19 protein-coding genes are annotated in these 18,183 nt (G+C 60.0%); 13 read left to right on the top strand and 6 right to left on the bottom strand.

The window, feature by feature from the left end; all coding sequences use genetic code 11:
• Positions 1-46: 46 nt before the first annotated feature.
• Positions 47-424, bottom strand: a complete 378-nt coding sequence (locus tag SSARUM_RS11845; protein WP_033648335.1) for a VOC family protein — start codon at positions 422-424, stop codon at positions 47-49.
• Positions 425-686: 262 nt separating this feature from the next.
• Between SSARUM_RS11845 and SSARUM_RS11840 the strand changes: the two genes are divergently transcribed.
• Positions 687-836, top strand: coding sequence for a GrpB family protein (locus SSARUM_RS11840; RefSeq protein WP_080281293.1), 150 nt, complete (start codon positions 687-689; stop codon positions 834-836).
• Between the two features lie 481 nt (positions 837-1,317).
• Here SSARUM_RS11840 and SSARUM_RS11835 read toward each other — a convergent pair whose 3' ends face one another.
• Positions 1,318-1,698, bottom strand: a complete 381-nt coding sequence (locus tag SSARUM_RS11835) for a nuclear transport factor 2 family protein (RefSeq protein ID WP_039566101.1) — start codon at positions 1,696-1,698, stop codon at positions 1,318-1,320.
• A 173-nt stretch (positions 1,699-1,871) separates the two neighbouring features.
• Between SSARUM_RS11835 and SSARUM_RS11830 the strand changes: the two genes are divergently transcribed.
• Positions 1,872-2,534 carry a hypothetical protein gene (locus SSARUM_RS11830; protein WP_039566103.1) on the top strand — a complete coding sequence of 221 codons (663 nt, stop codon included), beginning with the start codon at positions 1,872-1,874 and terminating at the stop codon, positions 2,532-2,534.
• Between the two features lie 43 nt (positions 2,535-2,577).
• Here SSARUM_RS11830 and SSARUM_RS11825 read toward each other — a convergent pair whose 3' ends face one another.
• On the bottom strand, positions 2,578-3,600 hold the full coding sequence (locus tag SSARUM_RS11825) for a LacI family DNA-binding transcriptional regulator (protein WP_039566105.1): 1,023 nt from the start codon (positions 3,598-3,600) through the stop codon (positions 2,578-2,580).
• Positions 3,601-3,917: 317 nt separating this feature from the next.
• Here SSARUM_RS11825 and SSARUM_RS11820 point away from each other — a divergent pair, with 317 nt between their 5' ends.
• From SSARUM_RS11820 to SSARUM_RS11810, 3 genes are all read left to right on the top strand, one after another.
• On the top strand, positions 3,918-4,841 hold the full coding sequence (locus SSARUM_RS11820; RefSeq protein WP_043147476.1) for a substrate-binding domain-containing protein: 924 nt from the start codon (positions 3,918-3,920) through the stop codon (positions 4,839-4,841).
• A gap of 67 nt (positions 4,842-4,908) precedes the next feature.
• Positions 4,909-6,084, top strand: a complete 1,176-nt coding sequence (locus SSARUM_RS11815; RefSeq protein ID WP_060387759.1) for a Gfo/Idh/MocA family protein — start codon at positions 4,909-4,911, stop codon at positions 6,082-6,084.
• Between the two features lie 10 nt (positions 6,085-6,094).
• Entirely contained in the window at positions 6,095-7,036 is a 942-nt protein-coding gene (locus SSARUM_RS11810; RefSeq protein ID WP_033648329.1) for a sugar phosphate isomerase/epimerase family protein, read from the top strand.
• 15 nt (positions 7,037-7,051) lie between these two features.
• On the opposite strand, the gene SSARUM_RS11805 is transcribed toward SSARUM_RS11810, so the two are convergent.
• Entirely contained in the window at positions 7,052-8,005 is a 954-nt protein-coding gene (locus tag SSARUM_RS11805; RefSeq protein WP_033648328.1) for an AraC family transcriptional regulator, read from the bottom strand.
• Between the two features lie 166 nt (positions 8,006-8,171).
• Here SSARUM_RS11805 and SSARUM_RS11800 point away from each other — a divergent pair, with 166 nt between their 5' ends.
• The 7 genes from SSARUM_RS11800 (at position 8,172) to SSARUM_RS11770 (ending at position 14,633) form a co-directional block, all read left to right on the top strand.
• Positions 8,172-9,194, top strand: a complete 1,023-nt coding sequence (locus SSARUM_RS11800; RefSeq protein ID WP_049212159.1) for an MBL fold metallo-hydrolase — start codon at positions 8,172-8,174, stop codon at positions 9,192-9,194.
• 32 nt (positions 9,195-9,226) lie between these two features.
• Positions 9,227-10,093: an oxidoreductase gene (locus SSARUM_RS11795; protein ID WP_049212157.1), complete on the top strand. Its 867-nt coding sequence runs from the start codon at positions 9,227-9,229 to the stop codon at positions 10,091-10,093.
• A gap of 27 nt (positions 10,094-10,120) precedes the next feature.
• Positions 10,121-10,981: an oxidoreductase gene (locus tag SSARUM_RS11790; protein ID WP_043147473.1), complete on the top strand. Its 861-nt coding sequence runs from the start codon at positions 10,121-10,123 to the stop codon at positions 10,979-10,981.
• A gap of 156 nt (positions 10,982-11,137) precedes the next feature.
• The gene (locus tag SSARUM_RS11785) at positions 11,138-11,602 is read left to right on the top strand and encodes a MarR family winged helix-turn-helix transcriptional regulator (protein ID WP_015377885.1); all 465 of its coding nucleotides are present in this window, start codon (positions 11,138-11,140) and stop codon (positions 11,600-11,602) included.
• On the top strand, positions 11,599-13,536 hold the full coding sequence (locus SSARUM_RS11780; protein WP_043147472.1) for an FUSC family protein: 1,938 nt from the start codon (positions 11,599-11,601) through the stop codon (positions 13,534-13,536). Before SSARUM_RS11785 ends, SSARUM_RS11780 begins: the two co-directional genes overlap by 4 nt.
• 1 nt (position 13,537) lies before the next feature.
• Positions 13,538-13,750 carry a DUF1656 domain-containing protein gene (locus SSARUM_RS11775; protein ID WP_038871631.1) on the top strand — a complete coding sequence of 71 codons (213 nt, stop codon included), beginning with the start codon at positions 13,538-13,540 and terminating at the stop codon, positions 13,748-13,750.
• Positions 13,751-13,757: 7 nt separating this feature from the next.
• On the top strand, positions 13,758-14,633 hold the full coding sequence (locus tag SSARUM_RS11770; RefSeq protein ID WP_043147470.1) for an efflux RND transporter periplasmic adaptor subunit: 876 nt from the start codon (positions 13,758-13,760) through the stop codon (positions 14,631-14,633).
• On the opposite strand, the gene SSARUM_RS11765 is transcribed toward SSARUM_RS11770, so the two are convergent.
• Positions 14,630-15,550 (bottom strand): LysR family transcriptional regulator, encoded by a 921-nt coding sequence (locus SSARUM_RS11765; protein WP_039566122.1) that lies wholly within the window; start codon positions 15,548-15,550, stop codon positions 14,630-14,632. The two genes, SSARUM_RS11770 and SSARUM_RS11765, sit on opposite strands and share 4 nt — an antisense overlap.
• 115 nt (positions 15,551-15,665) lie before the next feature.
• On the opposite strand from SSARUM_RS11765, the gene SSARUM_RS11760 reads away from it, so the two are divergent.
• Positions 15,666-16,553, top strand: coding sequence for an SDR family oxidoreductase (locus tag SSARUM_RS11760; protein ID WP_039566125.1), 888 nt, complete (start codon positions 15,666-15,668; stop codon positions 16,551-16,553).
• A gap of 59 nt (positions 16,554-16,612) precedes the next feature.
• On the opposite strand, the gene SSARUM_RS11755 is transcribed toward SSARUM_RS11760, so the two are convergent.
• Positions 16,613-18,148, bottom strand: coding sequence for a phospholipase D family protein (locus SSARUM_RS11755; protein ID WP_039566127.1), 1,536 nt, complete (start codon positions 18,146-18,148; stop codon positions 16,613-16,615).
• Positions 18,149-18,183 lie beyond the last annotated feature (35 nt).

Genomic DNA, 18,183 nt, shown 5'->3' with positions numbered 1-18,183 from the left:
CGTGCATCATCTCGTGATTAATATGCTGTTTTAGCTGGAAAAATTACTAGCTCATCGGGTTATGGCACACCGCTTCGATATTGTGGCCATCCGGGCCGATCACAAATGCCGCATAGTAGTGGGCATGGTAATTGGGCCGCAAACCGGGTGCGCCATTGTCTTTGCCGCCGGCATTTAGCGCGGCGTGGTAGAACGCATCGACCTGTTCACGGCTGCTTGCGGCAAATGCCAGGTGCAGATGCGCCGGTTTTTCATCGGTTTGAAACAGGCACAATGACACGTTACCCCGATCGTGACAAAGTTCGACGCCATAGCCGGGTTCGCCTTCGGCAACGATCTTTACGCCCAGCGGCGCGAGTGCATTGAGGAAAAACGCTTTACTAAGGGCAAAGTCGCTGACGCCAAATTTCACATGGTCAAACATGGGGAGGCTCCTGGGATGTGTCCCCATTCAGTATAGCCAACGCCGTGGTGGGCGCCGAAAACGATGAAAACGGACGCCAATGCGCATTTAGCGTACAAATAGTGCCCGTTGAAATGACGCATTTTGGAGAAATCTGCGGTACGTAGCAGCCACGTTTTGCCAGATTTTACGTAGCGCGATCAAAAAAGCAGGGGATTTTTACTCCTTATCGGCGGAGATGCGCCATTGAAATCATGTCCGGTCATCATTATTGGAGCGGAAAATGACAGAGCGCATCATCACGGTCGAGCCTTATGATCCGCGTTATAAAGATGCAGCGCTGAAACTACGCGAGATATTGGCTGGCGTATTAACGGCAATTCATCATATCGGCAGTACAGCAGTGCCAAACCAACGATTGATATCTTGCTGAAGATTGAAAGGCTGGCGGCGTTGGATGGTGTGAATGACAAGATGCATGACATGAGACCTACGCCGCGTGGCGAGAACGGCATTACCGGCAGGCGTTGCTGCAGCAAGTGAACAGGCGATCAGACAGTTGGCGTTCAGAGATTATATGCGCAAGCATCATGGTGTTGCCGAGCAACACAAACACCAGACAGCAGAAGACCGCCGGGCTTATGGCCGGTTGAAAAACGAATTAGTTCAGCGGCATGAGCAGCCGGCGCTGGCATGATTGGCCGCAGGAGAAAGCCCATAATCAGGCCTGGACGGCAAAATCCACATATCATTACCTTGGTGCGCATAATGTATATTATGTTAAATTGAATTACTGGATACGCACCAGGGCCATCCCTGAGCATCTTCTCTCCTCACCTGCAGCTTTATCCCTCCGACATCTGTCTTTCTGCCAGGCTTGTTGTCATTCCATTAGATCGGATTTTAAACCAGGCTCAATCATCAGTCGGCGTGCCTTGATGAAACCGCATCTGCCAACCTGCCTTGGCTGTCAGAAGCCAAATCGACGAACGCTCTGTGCAACGCACGGCGTGGCCCTGCGCGTCACGCTGAAAACTTTTATACGTCAGCAATACGGCGCTATCACTGATTTGCGCCAGCTTAAAACCTTCGGCGAAAATCTGCGGATAATCCGTTTCCATCTCCAGCGCCGCAACGGTCTGGCGTTTGTCATAACGTAGGCCTGAGCGGCCAATCTCTTCAAAGTCTTCATGCAGCAATGCCGCGACACGCTTCGGATCGCAGCGCGTTGTTGGCTGGTGCAGTTCAACCTCAAGCGCCTGGATGTGGCTAAGCCACTCTGCAAAATGGATCAAAATGCCCTCCTTTTTGATCGCGCTACGTGAAATCTGGAGACAAGAAACTCACAGTGTTCAGATTTAAGCTGATGTGATTCCTGCCGTAACGGTTGAAAATCAAACCTGATATTGCTTATTTTAAACCATTACTATAAATTAAACGCAATATCAATTTTTTGGCGAATGGAATCATGCCCGATCGGTCATTACTCTTTTTTTATGGTTTAGCCTTTGCTGCGGTAATTTATTTTATTGTTAAATTCAGGAAGGACATCACAAAAAAAGATGGGTTGATAAATATAGCTTCATATCTAGTTATCGCTATTGCAATAATACTCTTGCTCAATTCAGATCTTTCTGTTACTGGCATCCTGATTGCCATGTTTTCTTTTCTTGCAGCAGGTTTTATTTTTTTATGCGTTGCCATTTTCCTCAAGGATGTATACTCAACGAAAAAGTATACATTAACTGCCATAAAGCGAATAAAAACGGAAAATTCAATTAATTTCAAAGGAATGCCAGAATTCAAAAGCGGCATTTTTTGCTATAAAAAAACATGGTATGCCATCTGTTCACCCTCTTTGAATTTACTGGAAATTGGCGTTAATGCGTTTGATAGCCAACCTGAGTTTGGCAAAAAATTCACCGTTCGAACGTTGTCTAAACGCGCTATTACATTCATTCCGGAAGTAATTCCTGATAAAATCAATGATGACACTGAACTATTCGGCCAACTGGTAATATTTTGTGAAATATCTGAAAGAAATCAGATTATGGTGGAAAATTATATTGAAGCCATAAAAAATAGCTCTGCTACACCCTGGCTTATCTCTGTGCCAGATAAAACGCCATAATTTTAGCATGGCGGACATGGCGGAAATGTTATCCGCCATGCACTCAATCAGCGATCTGAATTTCGTCTTGCTTCACATGCGACCGCCGAACCCGCAATTCCCCGTGCCGCCAGGCGCCGTCTGCCGTGGCGCGATTGTCGATCAGGCGATTCAAGGCCTCTTCGACCAGCCGGTCGATGCGTTGGCTGTAGCTGGTCAGCGCCCAGTTGGCTGAGCCGGCCTCGTCGATATCATCGAAACCTACCACGGCCATCGCGGACGACGGCGCCGTTTGCCTGAGCGCTTCGAGCGCCCCTAGCGCCAACACGTCGTTCTCGCAGAACAGCGCCTCAACCCGCTCGCTTTCCGGCGTTGCCTGCAGGTATTCGCTCATCAGCTGGAAACCGCGTTGGCGATCGTAATGGCCGGCGGTGAGCACCCGATCCAACTGAAAGCCGGCGGCCATCAGTTTGTCGCGGTAGCCTTCCATGCGCAGCAAATGGCTGCTTTGCGTGTCCGGCCCCTTCATGTAACCAAAACGCCGATGCCCTTGCTCTATCAGCAGCGCGGCGATCTCTTCGCCGGCGCGGTAGCCGTCGATATTGACCACATCAATGTGTTCGCTTTCCGTATTGCGGCATACCTGCACCAGCGGTATCTGATGCAGATCTTGCGCGATCGCTGCCCACTCCTTGGTTAACACCGTCGCCAGGAACAAAATGCCGTCGACCTGCAGCTGATCGGCCATCGCCATCACCGCCCGGTAGTTTTCCCCGGCGGTGATGTTCAGCAGCAGCGCCATATAACCGCGGGTTTGCAGCTGTTTGGTCACCATATCGAGCATCATCATTGAATGCGGGTTCTTCATCTCGTCGATGGCCACGCCAATGATGTGCGTGCGTTTTTGCGACAGGCTGCGCGCCAGCAGATTTGGCCGATAGCCCAGCTCGGCCGCCGCCGCCAGCACGCTTTCACGCGCGCTGTCCGAGATCGAGGCGCCGGGCGTAAAGGCGCGCGATACCGTCCATTTAGAGACGCCGGCCTTTTCGGCGACGTCGCTGGCGGTGGCTTTGTGGTGTTTCATCATGGTTGCGTCGATCCCTGCTTCGGTGAAGTCAAACTATACCCCGCTCGCTCAGATCCCCTAAGCGCCCGCCGGCATTTCTGCTGCAATTATGTCCCGTTTTTGCACCCGATTGCAAATCGTTATGCAACCGGGTGCAAAACATAAACAGTTTGTGATCGTCAGCGCTGTTTTTACCTTTCCCCTGTTGACCGAATTTTATCCATAGTCGACATTCACGGTGGCATTCAGAGACGCATCGCCGTTTTGTCTCCTGCTTTGCACCCGGTTGCAAATACACTGTTTTTACACAACGCCTCTCTTCTCAACAGGATACCGTAATGAAAAAAACCAGACTGTTGTTGATGTTAGCCTGCTCGCTGTTTGTGGTGACCGCCCAGGCCAAGACCTACCAGGTCGGCGTAGCGCTGGCCAACTTCGATCTCAACTTCGTCTCTATCCTGCGCAGCCAAATGGCGCGGGAACTGGCTGCGCAGCAGCTGCAAGGCCAGTTCGTCGATGCCAAAGGCGATGTCGCCCTGCAGGTGCAACAGGTGGACGATCTGATTAATCAGGGCGTGAACGCCATTATCCTCAACCCGGTTGATACGCAAGGCGTCCAGCCGATGATAGCGGCCGCCAAACGCGCCGCGATCCCCCTGATCTTCGTCAACCGCAAACCCGAAGTGCCGCTGAGCGGCGCGACGGCCTACGTCGGCTCCGATTCGGCGCTCAGCGGCCGCCTGCAGATGGAGGCCCTGGCGAAAAAAATGAATTACCGCGGCAACGTGGCGATCCTGATGGGCGCCCTCTCCAACGAAGAGACCCGCGAACGCACCCGCGCGGTTGAAGCGGTGATCGCCAAACACAAAGACCTGAAAGTGGTAGAAAAACAGACCGCAAAATGGCAGCGCAATGAAGCGGTCGATGTGGTTTCCGGCTGGTTGCTGAACGGCGTAGCGATCGATGCGATCGCCGCCAACAACGATGAGATGGCCATCGGCGCGATCATGGCGCTGAAGCAGGCCAAAAAGAGCGGTGTGCTGGTCGCCGGTATCGACGGCACGCCCGACGGCCTGCAATTTATCAAAACCGGCGACCTGGCGGTGACCATTTTCCAGGATGCCAAAGCCCAGGCGATCGGCGCGGTGCAAGTGACTCGCGCCCTGTTGGATCACGCCAAAACCGAGCCTTACAACTGGGTGCCTTACGCCACCGTAACGCGAGAAAACTACCCGCAATTTGCGCAGATGAACCAGAAATAAACCGTTGCCACTCTCTTTTTCAACCTATTTTGCACCCGAGTGCAAAGCCACAGTATCAGGAGTCAGCATGTTAAATGGTGAAAGAAGCATCCCTCGCCCGCTGCGTTGGGCGATGATCGGCGGCGGCCGCCTCAGCCAGGTGGGCTACAAGCACCGTTCCGGCGCACTGCGCGACAACACCGCCTATCGGCTGGTTGCCGGCGCTTTTGATATCGACGCGGCACGCGGACGCGAGTTTGGCGTTAATCTCGGCGTGCCCGCCGAACGCTGCTATGACAGCTATCAACAGTTGCTGGCGCAAGAAGCCAACCGCGAAGATGGCGTTGAGGTGGTGACCATCGCCACCCCCAACGGCACCCACTATGAAATTACGCGCGCCGCGCTGAATGCCGGCCTGCATGTCATCTGCGAAAAGCCGCTGTTCTTCACCACGGCGGAGGCGAGAGAAATTAAGGCGCTGGCGGCGGAGAAAGGCCTGATCGTCGGCGTAACCTACGGCTTCTCCGGCCATCCGCTGCTGATGCAGATGCGCGTCATGATCGCGAACGGCGACATCGGCGAAATACGCATGGTCGAATTGCAATACACCCACGGCTTCAATGCCAACGAAAGCGCAGACAAGTTCGAGGCGCAAAAGTGGCGCGTCGATCCGAAAATCGCCGGCCCCTCTTTTGTGCTGGGTGACATCTCCACCCACACCTTCTACATCTCGCAGTTGGTGATGCCCGATATGAAGATTGCCTCCCTGCTGTGCGATCGCCAGAGTTTTATTCCTTCCCGCGCCCCGCTGGAAGACAACGCCATGGTGCTGATGCACTACGAAAACGGCGCCGTCGGCCGCATGTGGGCCTCCGCCGTCAATGCGGGCGCGATGGACAGCCAAAGCATCCGCGTGGTGGGCTCGCTCGCCAGCCTGCAGTGGAGCGACGCTGCGCCCGGCGAATTGCGCTATGAGATCCAGGGGCGACCCAACCAGATCCTGCACCACGGCATGCCCTATCTGGACGACAGCGCCCTGGCCGAAGAGCGGCTCGGCGCGCTGCATACCGAAGGCCTGGCCGAATCCTGGGCCAATATCTACCTCAAGTTCGCCATCGCCATCAGCGCCAGCCAGCGCGGCGATCGGCAGACGCTGGCCACGCTGATCTACCCGGATATCGACGCTGGGCTGGAAGGTGTGCGCTGGATTGAAAACTGCGTTCGTTCCGCCGACAACGGCGCCACCTGGGTTAATTACCAATAAGGAAAGCACCATGAAACTTTCATTTTGTACCGACAGCCTGGGCCATTTACCCTTCGAGCAGATGCTGGACCGGCTGCTGGAGCTGGGGGTGTGCGGCGTGGAAATGACCACCGGCGGCTGGTCTCCGGCACCCCATCTGGATGCCGACGATCTGCTGGCCAACCCCGCCAAACGCCGGCAGCTGCTGCAGGCGCTGGCCAGCCGCGGCATGGAGATCGCCGCGCTCAACGTCTCCGGCAATCCGCTCGATCCCGGCGAACTGGGGCAACGCCATCAGCGCCAAACCGACAATACGCTGGAGCTGGCCGGGCTGCTGGGGGTGAAAAAGATCGTTATGATGAGCGGCCTGCCCCCGGCTAGCCCGCATGACACCATTCCCAACTGGATCACCTATACCGTCAGCTGGCCGCCGACGGTGAAAAACTGTCTGGATTATCAATGGAATGAAGTGGCAATCCCCTATTGGCAGGCGCTGGTCGCCCGGGCCAAAGCGTGCGGCGTCGAGCGCTTTGCGCTGGAAAACTTCAGCGCCATGCTGGTGTGGAACCCGGAAACGCTATTCCGGCTGCGCGAGGCCGTTGGCCCGATGGTGGGTCTGAACCTCGATCCCAGCCACCTGATCTGGATGGGTGCGGATCCCATCGCGGTGGCCCGCGCCCTCGGCCCCGCCATTCACCATGTGCACGGCAAAGACGTGCGCCTTGAGCGCGGCGTCGTTGAGGTTAACGGACTGCTGGAGACCAAACCGATCGACGACGTGGCCCGCCGCGCCTGGAACTATGTCGCCGTCGGCTGCGGCCGGGATCTGCAGTGGTGGAAGGCGTTCTTCTCGGTGGTGCGCATGATGGGCTACAACGACTGGGTGTCGCTGGAAATGGAAGACCTGACCATGTCGGTCGATGCCGGCATCGTTTCCTCCGTTCAGGCGCTGCAGCAGAGCATCAGCCAGTAAAGCCAGGCGCGGCGGTCACGGCCGCTGCGCCCCCTTTCCCTCCGGTTCACTCGCCCCGGCCGGCGTTTGCCGCCGATACTGCGACGGCGACTGCGCCATCACCCGTTTGAAGGCGGTGCTGAACGCGCTTTCCGAGCCGTATCCCAACGAGTAGGCGATCGACGCGACGTTTTCTTTACCGGCCCGCAGACGATCTGCCGCCTGCAGCATACGCCAACGCGAGAGGTATTCCATGGCGGTGCTGCCAACCAGCCCTTTGAAACGTTGAGCGAATACGGTGCGGGAAATGCCGGCGATGCGGGCCAGCTCTTCCAGCGTCCAGTTGCGCGCCGGCTCGGCGTGCATGGCGGCGATAGCCAGGCTGATCTGGCGGTCGGTCAGCGCCAGAAACCAACCTTTCGGCAGCCCATGGGCCGTTTCGAGGAACTGGCGAAACACCTGCACCAGCATCAAGTGCGCCAGGTGGGTCGACATCAGCGCACCGCCGAGCTGCGGGTGACGCAACTCGTTCGTCCACTGTTCGAGCGTCCAGCGCAAAACGCCCGCCTGGCTCGAGGCTTTGGGGATGTTGATGATCGGCGGCAGCGCATCAAACAGCAGCGCCGCATGCTGGCCGGAAAAACCGAAACGCCCGCTGATCAAAAAGACCTCACCACCGCCGTTATGCACGGCGATGCCGTCGCGCGTCGCCTCGGCCATGATCTGCTCCCCTCCCTGCGGCGGCAACGCCGGATCGGACGCGACCCTGAAGCGCCGCCGACTGTTCAGCAAAAAGCAGTCCCCTTCGCGGAAATGGATCGGCTGCGCCAGATCGTCGGTCATGCCCCAGCAGGCGCCGCGCATCACCGCCGTGAATTTGATGCCTTCATGAGGGGGAAACTCGAACGACCAGTCCCCGGCAGCGTCGAAACCGGCGTAAAACTGGTTTTGGGGTTGCAGCAGCGACAACACGTCTGACAGCGGGTCCATGATGAAATCCGTACTCTTGATAAACAAACAAGTACTTTAGCGCATGGATCGTCCGCCTCTCAAGGCTTATTCTTGACAACAAGTTTTATCGCGTCGTGCGGGCAAAGGCGACCTGAACCGCGCCGCTGCCCGAATCATCCATTGCTGTGCTGAAGGAATTCTGACTTTGAGCCGTTGTTCCAAATTGCGCCCGACAGCGGGCGGCTATGCTTCATCGCCACAATGGCGCGATCGGCGCTTTAACAATCAGCGGCCGCCGGCGCCGGGTGACCTGCCCGAGTCCACCCTGCGCGTGTGGTGGGACGTATTTTTCAACAAGCCCAAAGGCACGGTGCCGGCGACGCCGGTGCCGATTCAGCGCCTGTCGCGCGCCGAGCTTGAGGCGGCACCCGATCGTAGCCTGTACCGTCTGGGGCATTCCACGGTGTTGCTCAAGCTGCGCGGCCAATGGTGGCTGACCGATCCGGTGTTCTCCGAGCGGGCATCGCCGCTGCCATTCGCCGGGCCAAAACGCTTTCACGCGCCGCCGATCGCGATCGAGGAGCTGCCACCGATCCGCGCGGTGATCCTCTCACACGATCATTACGACCATCTGGACCAGGCCGCCATTCGGGCGCTGGACGGCAAGGTGGGCCAGTTCGTCGCACCGCTCGGCGTGGGCGATCGCCTGGCGGCCTGGGGCGTGGCGCCGGACAAAATCCGCCAGTTCGACTGGTGGCAAGGCACGGAAATCGACGGCCTGCGGCTGACGGCTACCCCGGCCCAGCACTTTTCGGGCCGGAGCCTGACCGACGGCAACCGCACGCTGTGGTGTTCCTGGGTGATTGAAGACGATGAGCTGCGGGTGTTCTTCAGCGGCGACAGCGGCTATTTCACCGGTTTTGCCGAGATTGGCCGCCGTTTTGGCCCCTTTGACCTGACGCTGATGGAAACCGGCGCCTACGACAAACGCTGGCCCTATGTGCATATGCACCCTCAGCAAACCGTGCAGGCGCACCGGGATTTGCTCGGCCGCTGGCTGCTGCCGATCCATAACGGCACCTTCGATCTGGCGATGCACGCCTGGCAAGACCCGTTCGACCAGGTACTGCGCCATGCCGCTCCCTCTAGCGTGCAGGTCGCGACGCCGATGATCGGCGAACGTGTCGATATCGTTCGGCCGCACCCCGGCAGCCGTTGGTGGCGCTAAGCGCCGTTTTATTTATTCGCAGGAAACCTGAAATGAACAATGACCATAAAGTGTGGCTGATCACCGGCGCCTCGTCGGGCCTGGGCAAAGCCCTGGCCGAAGCGGCCATCGCCAACGGCGATCGGGTGGTGGTGACCGCCCGCCGTCTCGACCGCCTGCGGGCGCTGGCTAAGGGCCAGGAGGATCGCGTGCTGCCTTTGGCGGTGGACGTCACGGATGCCGCCGCGCGCGATAAGGCGGTCGCCGATACCCTGGCGCGGTTCGGCCGCATCGACGTGCTGGCCAACCTGGCCGGGCGCGGTGTAGCCGGCGCCTGCGAAGAGTTCAGCCTCGAACAGCTGCGCGAGCAGATGGAGCTGAATTTCTTTGCGGCGGCGGAGATGACTCGCGCCGTGCTGCCGCAGATGCGGCGCCAGGGCAGCGGGAACGTGATCACCGTAAGCAGCATCGCCGGTCTGGTGGCAATGAACGCCGCCGGCCCCTATTGCGCGGCGAAATTTGCCCTCGAAGGCTGGACGGAGTCGCTGGCCATCGAGGCCAGGCCGCTGGGGATCCACGTGACCCTGGTCGAGCCCGGCGCCTTCCGCACCGAATTTGCCGGCGACGTGAACATGCGGCCGACGCAGCGCATCGAAGCCTACCGCCCGTCGATTGCACCGTTTGAAACCTACCTGGCGCAGTCCGCCGGCCGACAGATGGGCGATCCCGCCAAAGCGGCGCAGCGCATGCTGGAGTTGGTCACTCTCACGGCCCCGCCGGTGCGCCTGATGCTGGGGCGCGACGCTTACGCCATGTGGGACACCACCCTCGCCAAACGCCAGCAGGAGCTTAACGCCTGGCGCGAACGGGGTGAAGACACCGCCTTTGATGGCGCAGAACTCACTGAAATTCAACTGTAACTCTCCACGATAACGAGGAATCTCGATATGAACAAAACCTGGTTTATTACAGGCGCATCTTCCGGCTTCGGCCAGGCTTTGGCTGAAGCCGTGCTGGCCAAGGGCGACAACGTGGTGCTCACCGCCCGCCGCCTGGCGCCGCTGCAGGCGATCGCCGCCGGCCACGGCGAACGCGCGCTGGCTTTGCAGCTGGACGTGACCGATCCTGCGGCGCGCGCCGCCGCCCTGAAGAAGACCGTCGAAACCTTCGGCCGCCTCGACGTACTGGCCAACATCGCCGGCGCCGGTTCTTACGGGGCGCTGGAAGAGTTCACTTCCGAACAGATCCGCGCCCAGATGGAGCTGAACTTCTTCGCGGCCGCCGAGCTGTCGCGTGAAGTGCTGCCGCAGATGCGCGCTCAACGGTCCGGCCATATTCTCAATCTGACCAGCATCGCCGGCCTGGTGGCCTTCCCCGGCAGCGGCCTGTACAACGCCACCAAGTTCGCGTTGGAAGGGTTTACCGAAGCGCTGCACCACGAGGTCAAGCCGCTGGGGATCCACGTCACGCTGATCGAGCCGGGCGCCTTCCGTACCGGTTTCGCCAGCAGCGCCGCCATGAAGGCCGAACGCGAAATCGCTGCCTATGCGCCACTGGATGCCGGCATGGTGGAGTATTACCGCACGCAGAACGGCAAACAGATGGGCGATCCGGTTAAGGGCGCTCGCGTGATCGTCGATATGGTGGCCAGCGCCACCCCGCCGGTGCGTTTGATGCTCGGTAAGGACGCGTATCAGCTGTGGGACAGCGCGGTAGCCTCCCGCAGCCGCGATCTGGCGCCTTGGCGTGAACGCGGTGAAGATACGGCCTTCCCCGGCGCTGCGATGAACCCCGTTCAGGCGCTGTAATACCCACCTTTCAAACGGGCTGCCTATGTAGCCCGTTTGTTTTATGTGACGTCGTCACGTATGCCTTGCCTTTTGTCTCTGAGTCGAGCGTTCAAAACTAATTGCCAAAGCAACTGTTGCCATTTAACCTATATACACTGTTTGCCGAGGTATCCCATGTCATCGAAAGAAAAATCCCTCTATGCCCTCACCAACGCCCTGCAACCGGTTCGCCGGGTGTGGAAACAGGCTGCGACGCTGGCGATCGCCAAATCCGGCATCTCCATGTCGTTGGCTACCGTCGTGGTTCTGGTGCATCGCAATCCGCAGGGCATCAATCAGCGCGACCTGGCGGAAGAAGTCGGCGTCAATCCCGGTGCGCTGGTGCGTCTGTTGGATCAGGCCGCCGCGTTAGGCTTCCTCGAGCGGCAGGAATCGGCCGGCGATCGTCGGTTTAAAACCCTGCGCATTCTGCCCGCCGGCGCCGAATTGGCCAAAAAGGTCGAAACCGCGGCCGATAAGCTGCGAGTCGAGCTGATGCACGACGTGCCGTTGGAAGATATTGAAACCGCCACGCGCATTCTGCGCCTGTTTGAAGAGCGCGCAGGCCACTATCTGCAACAGGCCGGCAATGAGCCATGAAAATCGGTAAACCGCAGCTGCTGTATGCCGCGAAACTGTTTATTTCCGCCATGCTGGCCTTCGCGCTGGCGGAAAGCATCGGCCTGCAAAATCCCTATTGGGCGATGGTGACCTGCTGCGTGCTGAGCAATCCGGTCAGCGGCGCCGTACGCGCCCGCGCCACCTACCGTTTTTGCGGCACGCTGTTCGCCGGCGTGCTGACGCTGGGCCTTTCGGCCTGGCTTAGCAACACGCCGGTGCTGTTGATCGTCGCCGCTGGGCTGTCATCGTCACTGATGCTGGGCCTCTCCTATCTCGATCGCACGCCACGCGCTTACTTTTTCCAGCTGGGCGCCATCACCATGATGCTGGTCGCCATCGCCTACATCAATCACCCGGACACGATGTTCACTATGGTCGTCACGCGGGTGACAGAGATCTGCCTGGGTATTTTGGCGGTGACGCTGGTAGACAGCGTGCTATTCCCATCGTCGCTGGCGCCGGTGTTGCGCACGCGGCTGAAAGGCTGGCTGGCTGACCTGGCGCGTTGGCAGGAGGACAGCCTCGACGGCAAGGGCAGCGACGCCCAGGCCGACGCGGACCGTATCCGTTTGCTGGGCGACATCGCCTCGTTCAATCAGATGATGACCACCCTTGGCTATGACAGTTCGGTCGATAAGCCCACCCGTCAGGCGGCGATTTCGATACAGCAACGCGTACTGCAAATCGTGCCGCTGCTCTCGGCCATCGGCAGCAGCATCGCCGCACTGCCGGTCGGCCTGCGCACCCGCCTGCAGCCGTGGCTGAATGAGGTCCGGCGGCAGGCCGTTGAACCCGCACCGCACGCTGCGCCCTCGGTAAGCTTGTTGCCGCCTGCGGCGTCGCTGTCGCCGTGGGAAACGCTGATCGTCGACGAGCTGGCTGAACAGGTTGAGCAGTGGTTAACGCTGTGGGCCGAGGTACAGCAGTTGAACGCATTCCTGGACGGCGAGCCGCTGCCCGCGGCGCTGCAGGCGCAGATGATGCGCAGCCGCGTCTTCTCGCCGCCGCCGGATATCGGCATGGCGGTGCGCATGTTCGCCGGAATTTTGACGACCTACGCCCTGCTGTGCGGTCTCTGGTATTTCACCGGCTGGGAACAGGGCGCCAATATGGTGCTGATGGGGATCGTGGCCATCGCCTTCTTCGGCGCCGGCGACAATCCCGGCGCCACCATCGCCACTTTTGGCCGCTTCGCCGCTATCGCTATGGCCCTCGGCGCCCTGCTCAGCTATGTGCTGCTGCCGCTGGCCGGGGATTACGGCAGTTTCCTGATCGTGATGGGACTGTTTTTGCTGCCGCTCGGCGTGTGGGCGGCGAGCAACCCGCTGGCGACGTTGGCGATCGCCCTGTCGCTCAGCAACGTCAACTTTCAGGGGCACTATGCGCCGAACAATATGGGGCTGTATCTGGAAAGCACTTCCGGCACGCTGATCGGCGTCTATTTCGCATTCCTGTGCGCCGCGCTGTTCCGCCGCTGGGGCACCGATCAGGTGGTGGCGCGGCTGATGCGGCAGGATGCGCAAGAGATGCTGCGCCTCAATCGCCACGTCACGGAGCGCGACTTACAGCGCTATCAGGCCCGCGCGTTGGATCGCATCACCGCGCTGGGTAGCCGCCTGGCCGCCGTTGGACAAGCCGATCGCAGCCCACAGCTGTTGATGCGCTTAAAAACCGCTATCGACCTGATTCGTCTGCAGCAGGCCGGCGGGCTCACCCCTGGCGCTTCGCCGAACGCCGGTCTGCCGGCGGCGTTCCGCCAACTTTCTCTGCACGCCGAAGCACCCTCTGCGCTGCTGGGCCAGATCGACGCCGGTCTGCAACAGGCCTGGCGGCAGAACGATCGGCGCGCGCTGCGGCCGCTTACCCGGCTGCGGCTGCTGCACTTCCCCACGGCTTTGCACTGGAATCCCTGACATGATCGGTGAAATCAACATTGACGGCGTGTTCATCTCGCCCTTGCTGCTGTGCCTGGTGTGCGCGTTCTTCTCGCGCATGGCGCTTTCCTGGACGCTCAACGCGGTAGGCGTCTATCGCTGGGTCGCGCAGCGCCCGCTGTTCGACACCGCCCTGTTTCTTATTCTGGCCGGGCTGTTTTTCCACGGCCTGAAATGGCTTACCACCCCCTGAGGACCCCATGTTTCGTGAACGTACCCTTGTTCTGCTGCGCCCCGCGCTGACCCTGATTGCCGTTTTGATCGCGGCAGGCGTGCTGTGGCAGCTTTATCTCTATTACACCTATGCCCCGCAAACGCGCGACGGCAAGATCCGCGCCGACGTGGTGCCGCTGGCCACGGATGTTTCCGGCAAGGTGGACGCCGTGCACATTCACGACAACCAGCTGGTGCATAAAGGGCAGCTGCTGCTCAGCCTGGACAAAGTACGGCTGCGCAATGCGCTGGATCAGGCCGAGGCCGCCGTTGAACGCGCCAACGTCCAGTTGGCGTCATCCCAGCGCGAAAACCGGCGCTATCAGGCGCTGCAGTCGGCTATTTCACAGCAGGAACGCGACAATCGCCGCGATGCCCAATCGCTGGCAAAGGCCAATCTGGATCAGGCCCTGGCGGATCGGGCGCTGGCGCGCATCAACCTGCAGCGCGCCGATCTCTATGCGCCGGTGGATGGCGTGATCACCAACTTCTCCCTGCGCCCCGGCGCTTACGCGACCGCCGGTCAGCCGATCATGGCGTTGGTGGATTCCAACAGTTTCTACATCGCCGGATACTTCGAAGAGACCAAGCTGGGCCGCATCCAGAACGGTGACAAGGTGGTGATCCGCATCATGGGGGAACGGCAGCCGCTGTATGGCCACGTCGACGGGCTTTCCGCCGGCATCAACGACAGCGAGCGCACCACCGCCGCCGGCAATCTGCTCGCCAACGTCAACCCGACATTCAGCTGGATCCGTCTGGCGCAGCGCATCCCGGTGCGCATCGCGATCGACACCATTCCCCACGGCGTCGAGCTGATCGCCGGCCGCACGGCGACGGTCAGTTTAAGCGAAACTCATTAAGCCTGTCCCTCCGGCGTCAAACCGGCGATCAGCGCCTGAAGCAAGGCGCTGACCTTCGGCTGAGCCCGGCGGCTTTTCAGCCAGACCACGTTGATCGGCAGGCCGTCGGTCGCCAGATGCGGCAACACCTCGGCCAACGCCCCCTCCTCTAGCTGCCGTTTGACCAGCCAGGTCGGTAACTGAGCGATGCCGTGCCCCGCCAGCACCGCCGTCAGTTGCCCCTCCGCATCGCCAATGGCCACCCGCGGCGTCAGCGTTCTTCGCTCTACCGGCTGGGCACCGCTTCCGGAGAAATGCCAGGGCGTCTGCATGCCGTCGTTTTCCTGATACAGCACGCAGTGATGATGCGCCAATTCAGCGGCGGTGGTGGGTTCACCCTGTCGCTTCAGGTAGCCGGGCGCGGCGCAGAAGATATGCCGCTGCTTACCAAGGTAGTGATGCCCCAGCGTATTTGGCCACACATCCGAACCGCCGATACGCACCAGGATATCGATGCCTTCACTGACCGGATCGGCGAAGCGGTCCGTAAACGTGATATGCGGCACCAGCAACGGGTGATCCTCAATACATCGCAAGATCACCGGCAGCGCATGCAAACGGCCAAAGGAAGCGGGAAGATCGATGCGCACCCTGCCGCGCGGCTCGGCGCTTTCCGCCTGCATCGCCAGTTCGGCCTCTTCCAGCTCGGCCAACACGCCGGTACAGGTGCGATAAAATTGGGTGCCGGCGTCGGTCAGCGCCAGCCGCCGCGTGGTGCGCTGGAACAGCTTCGTCTGTAATCGGCTTTCCAGCCGGGCGATCCCTTTGCTGACGGCAGAAGCGGTCAGGTTCAGGCGTTCCGCCGCCAGCGTAAAGCTGCCCATATCGGCCACGCAAACAAACAGACCGATCCCTTTAAGACGTTCGGAAGAAAACATTCCCCTGCCTTATTGATGAATTTAGTTCCCGCAACTCGGTAATTTATAGCGCAAATCATGATTTTTATTCCTATAGACTTTCCCTCACAGCGTTAAAAACCGCAAGAGGTAAGTTATGAAGAACAAGAAGCCCCAGATCCTGATCACCGGCGCCACCGGCCAGATAGGCGGTGCGACCCTGCGTCTTTTACAATCCCAGGCAGAGATCGAGCCGGTTGCCGCCGTGCGCTCTCCCGCCAAGGCGGCGCCCTTCGAAAAACTGGGTATCCGCACCGTCCAGCTCGATTTTGATCGGGAAGAGACGCTGGCACCGGCGCTGGCCGGCATCGAGCGCGTATTTCTGGCCACTGGCTACACGGTGGACATGCTGCGGCAAAGCAAGGTGTTTCTCGATCGCGCGCGCCAGGCCGGCGTGCGGCATGTCGTGCACCTCGGCGCCTGCGGCCGTGACGACACCACCGTCGCGCATTGGGCCTGGCACCAGCTCATCGAGCGTTACATCGAGTGGTCGGGATTTTCTTTCACCCACCTGCGGCCGGAGTGCTTTATGCAGAACCTGCTCAACTACGACGGCGTACCGGCGGTGAAAAACGGCGTGATCCGGCAATATACCGGCGATGCGCCGTTCAGCTGGGTGGACGGCGACGATGTAGCGCAGGCGGCGGCGCTGGCGCTGCTACACCCCGAGCGGCACGGCGGCCAAACCTACCGCATGGGCTATGACGTTAAATCCTACGGCGAGATCGCTGCCATGATGACGGAAGAGCTGGGGCAGCCGTTCCGCTATGAATCACAAGATCCGCAGGTTTTTCTGGATGAGATGCGCGCGACGGGTGCCGAAATGGCCTACATGAGCTGCGTCTACGACAATTTTCGCCGCATGGCGGCTCGCGATATCCCAGGCGTCGATGAGGTTTTCGATAATTTCCCGCAGATCGCGGGCAGAGAGCCGATGCGGCTAAGGGCGTTTATCCGCAAGCACCGTGACAAGCTGGCCTACTGAGCCTCGCAAGGTTCGCCGGCCAACACCGGCGAACCTTCCTTTTCCCTCCCGCCGCGCCGTTACAGCATCCACTCGATAGGCAGCCAGCCGGCCACGGTGAGAATAATGCGTTTTACCCAGCCGGCGCCGGGCTCTTGCTGATGCACCTCGGTGTGGCCGTCTTCGAAGGCTTCTTTCCACACCATTTTGCCCTCGGGCGTCAATACCGGGCGGTAGGCGGCGTACTCGAGCGGGCCATCAAACAGTTGGCGAGTGTCGGCCGCCAGCGTCGGGCTGTCGATCAAGAAGCCCATTTCGCAGTTCAGGTGCGCCGAGCGCGGATCGAAATTGAACGAACCGATAAACACCCGCTTATCATCGATGGCGAAGGTTTTCGCGTGCAGCGCCGCGCCGGACAGCCCCAGCGGCTTGAGTTCCTTGCGCCCGGTCGGTTGACCGGCGCGCAGCTTCAGCTCGAACAGTTCGACGCCCGCCTGCAGCAGCTCACGCCGGTATTTGGCGTAGCCGGCATGCACCACCAGCACGTCGGTGGTGTTCATCGCGTTGGTCAGCACGCGTATGGACTTCCCCTGTTTGGCAAGCGATTCAAAGAAGCTCGCCCCTTCCCGCCCCGGCACGAAATAGGCGGAAACCAGATCCAGTTGCCGGCCGACGCCGCCGATGATCTTGCCGAGCTGCGTCACCATCAACCGATCGCGCGACGCCTTGCCCAGCCCTTTCGCCGGATCGTCGGCCACCAGCTCTACCTGGGTGAATTCCGGCTGGACGGCGCCATCGCGAAAGCGCACCGCGCTGGTTTCCAGCTGCACCGCCAATTTGCGGGCCCGTTCGCTGCTTTCGGTCGCGGTGGCCTGCGTCAGGAAGGCAGAAAGATTACCTTTGCCCCGGATAATTTGCTCAACGCCGAACACCGACGCGCTGTTCCAGTAGCGATCGAACACCTCGGCCGTTTCTGCCACTACGCTGCCGACGCTCAGCACGTCGAGATCGAGGAAATAGTTTTCGTCGCCGACCTGGAAATACTCGTCGCCAATGTTGCGGCCGCCGATGATCGCCACGGCGCCGTCGACGATGTAAGACTTGTTATGCATGCGCCGATTCATGCGCATAAAGTCAAAGGCGTAGCCGGCCAACTTCGGCGTGCGCACGGTTGATGGGTTGAACAGGCGGATCTCGACGTTTTCCTGGGCGTTCAGCGCCGCCAGGGTCTCGTCCATGGCGACGCCGTTATCGTCCAGCAGCAGCCGCACGCGCACGCCGCGTTGTGCGGCGTCATACAGGGTTTTCAGCAGGATCTGCCCGGAGGTGTCGTTATGCCAGATGTAGTACTGGGCGTCGATCGACCTTTCCGCCATCCGCGCCAACGCCAGGCGGCTGGCGAACGCATCGTGCCCGCTGGCCAGCGGCACCACGCCGCTCAGGCCAGGATGCGCCGCCATCAGTTCGGCGGCCCGCGCCGGTAACTGGGCGGCAGGATCCGCCGGCAACGCCGCCTGCGGCAGACGCTGGGAAATATCCGGCAAACGAAAGAGGACTCTTGCCGCAATAATGGCGATCGTCACGGCGAGAATCAGATACACGACAATTTTTATCACGGGAAGCGGCCTCGGAGGTTGACTGCTTTGCTTTA

The sequence above is a fragment of the Serratia sarumanii genome (assembly GCF_029962605.1).
GTDB lineage: Bacteria > Pseudomonadota > Gammaproteobacteria > Enterobacterales > Enterobacteriaceae > Serratia > Serratia sarumanii.
This window is presented reverse-complemented; position numbering and strand designations above follow the sequence as displayed.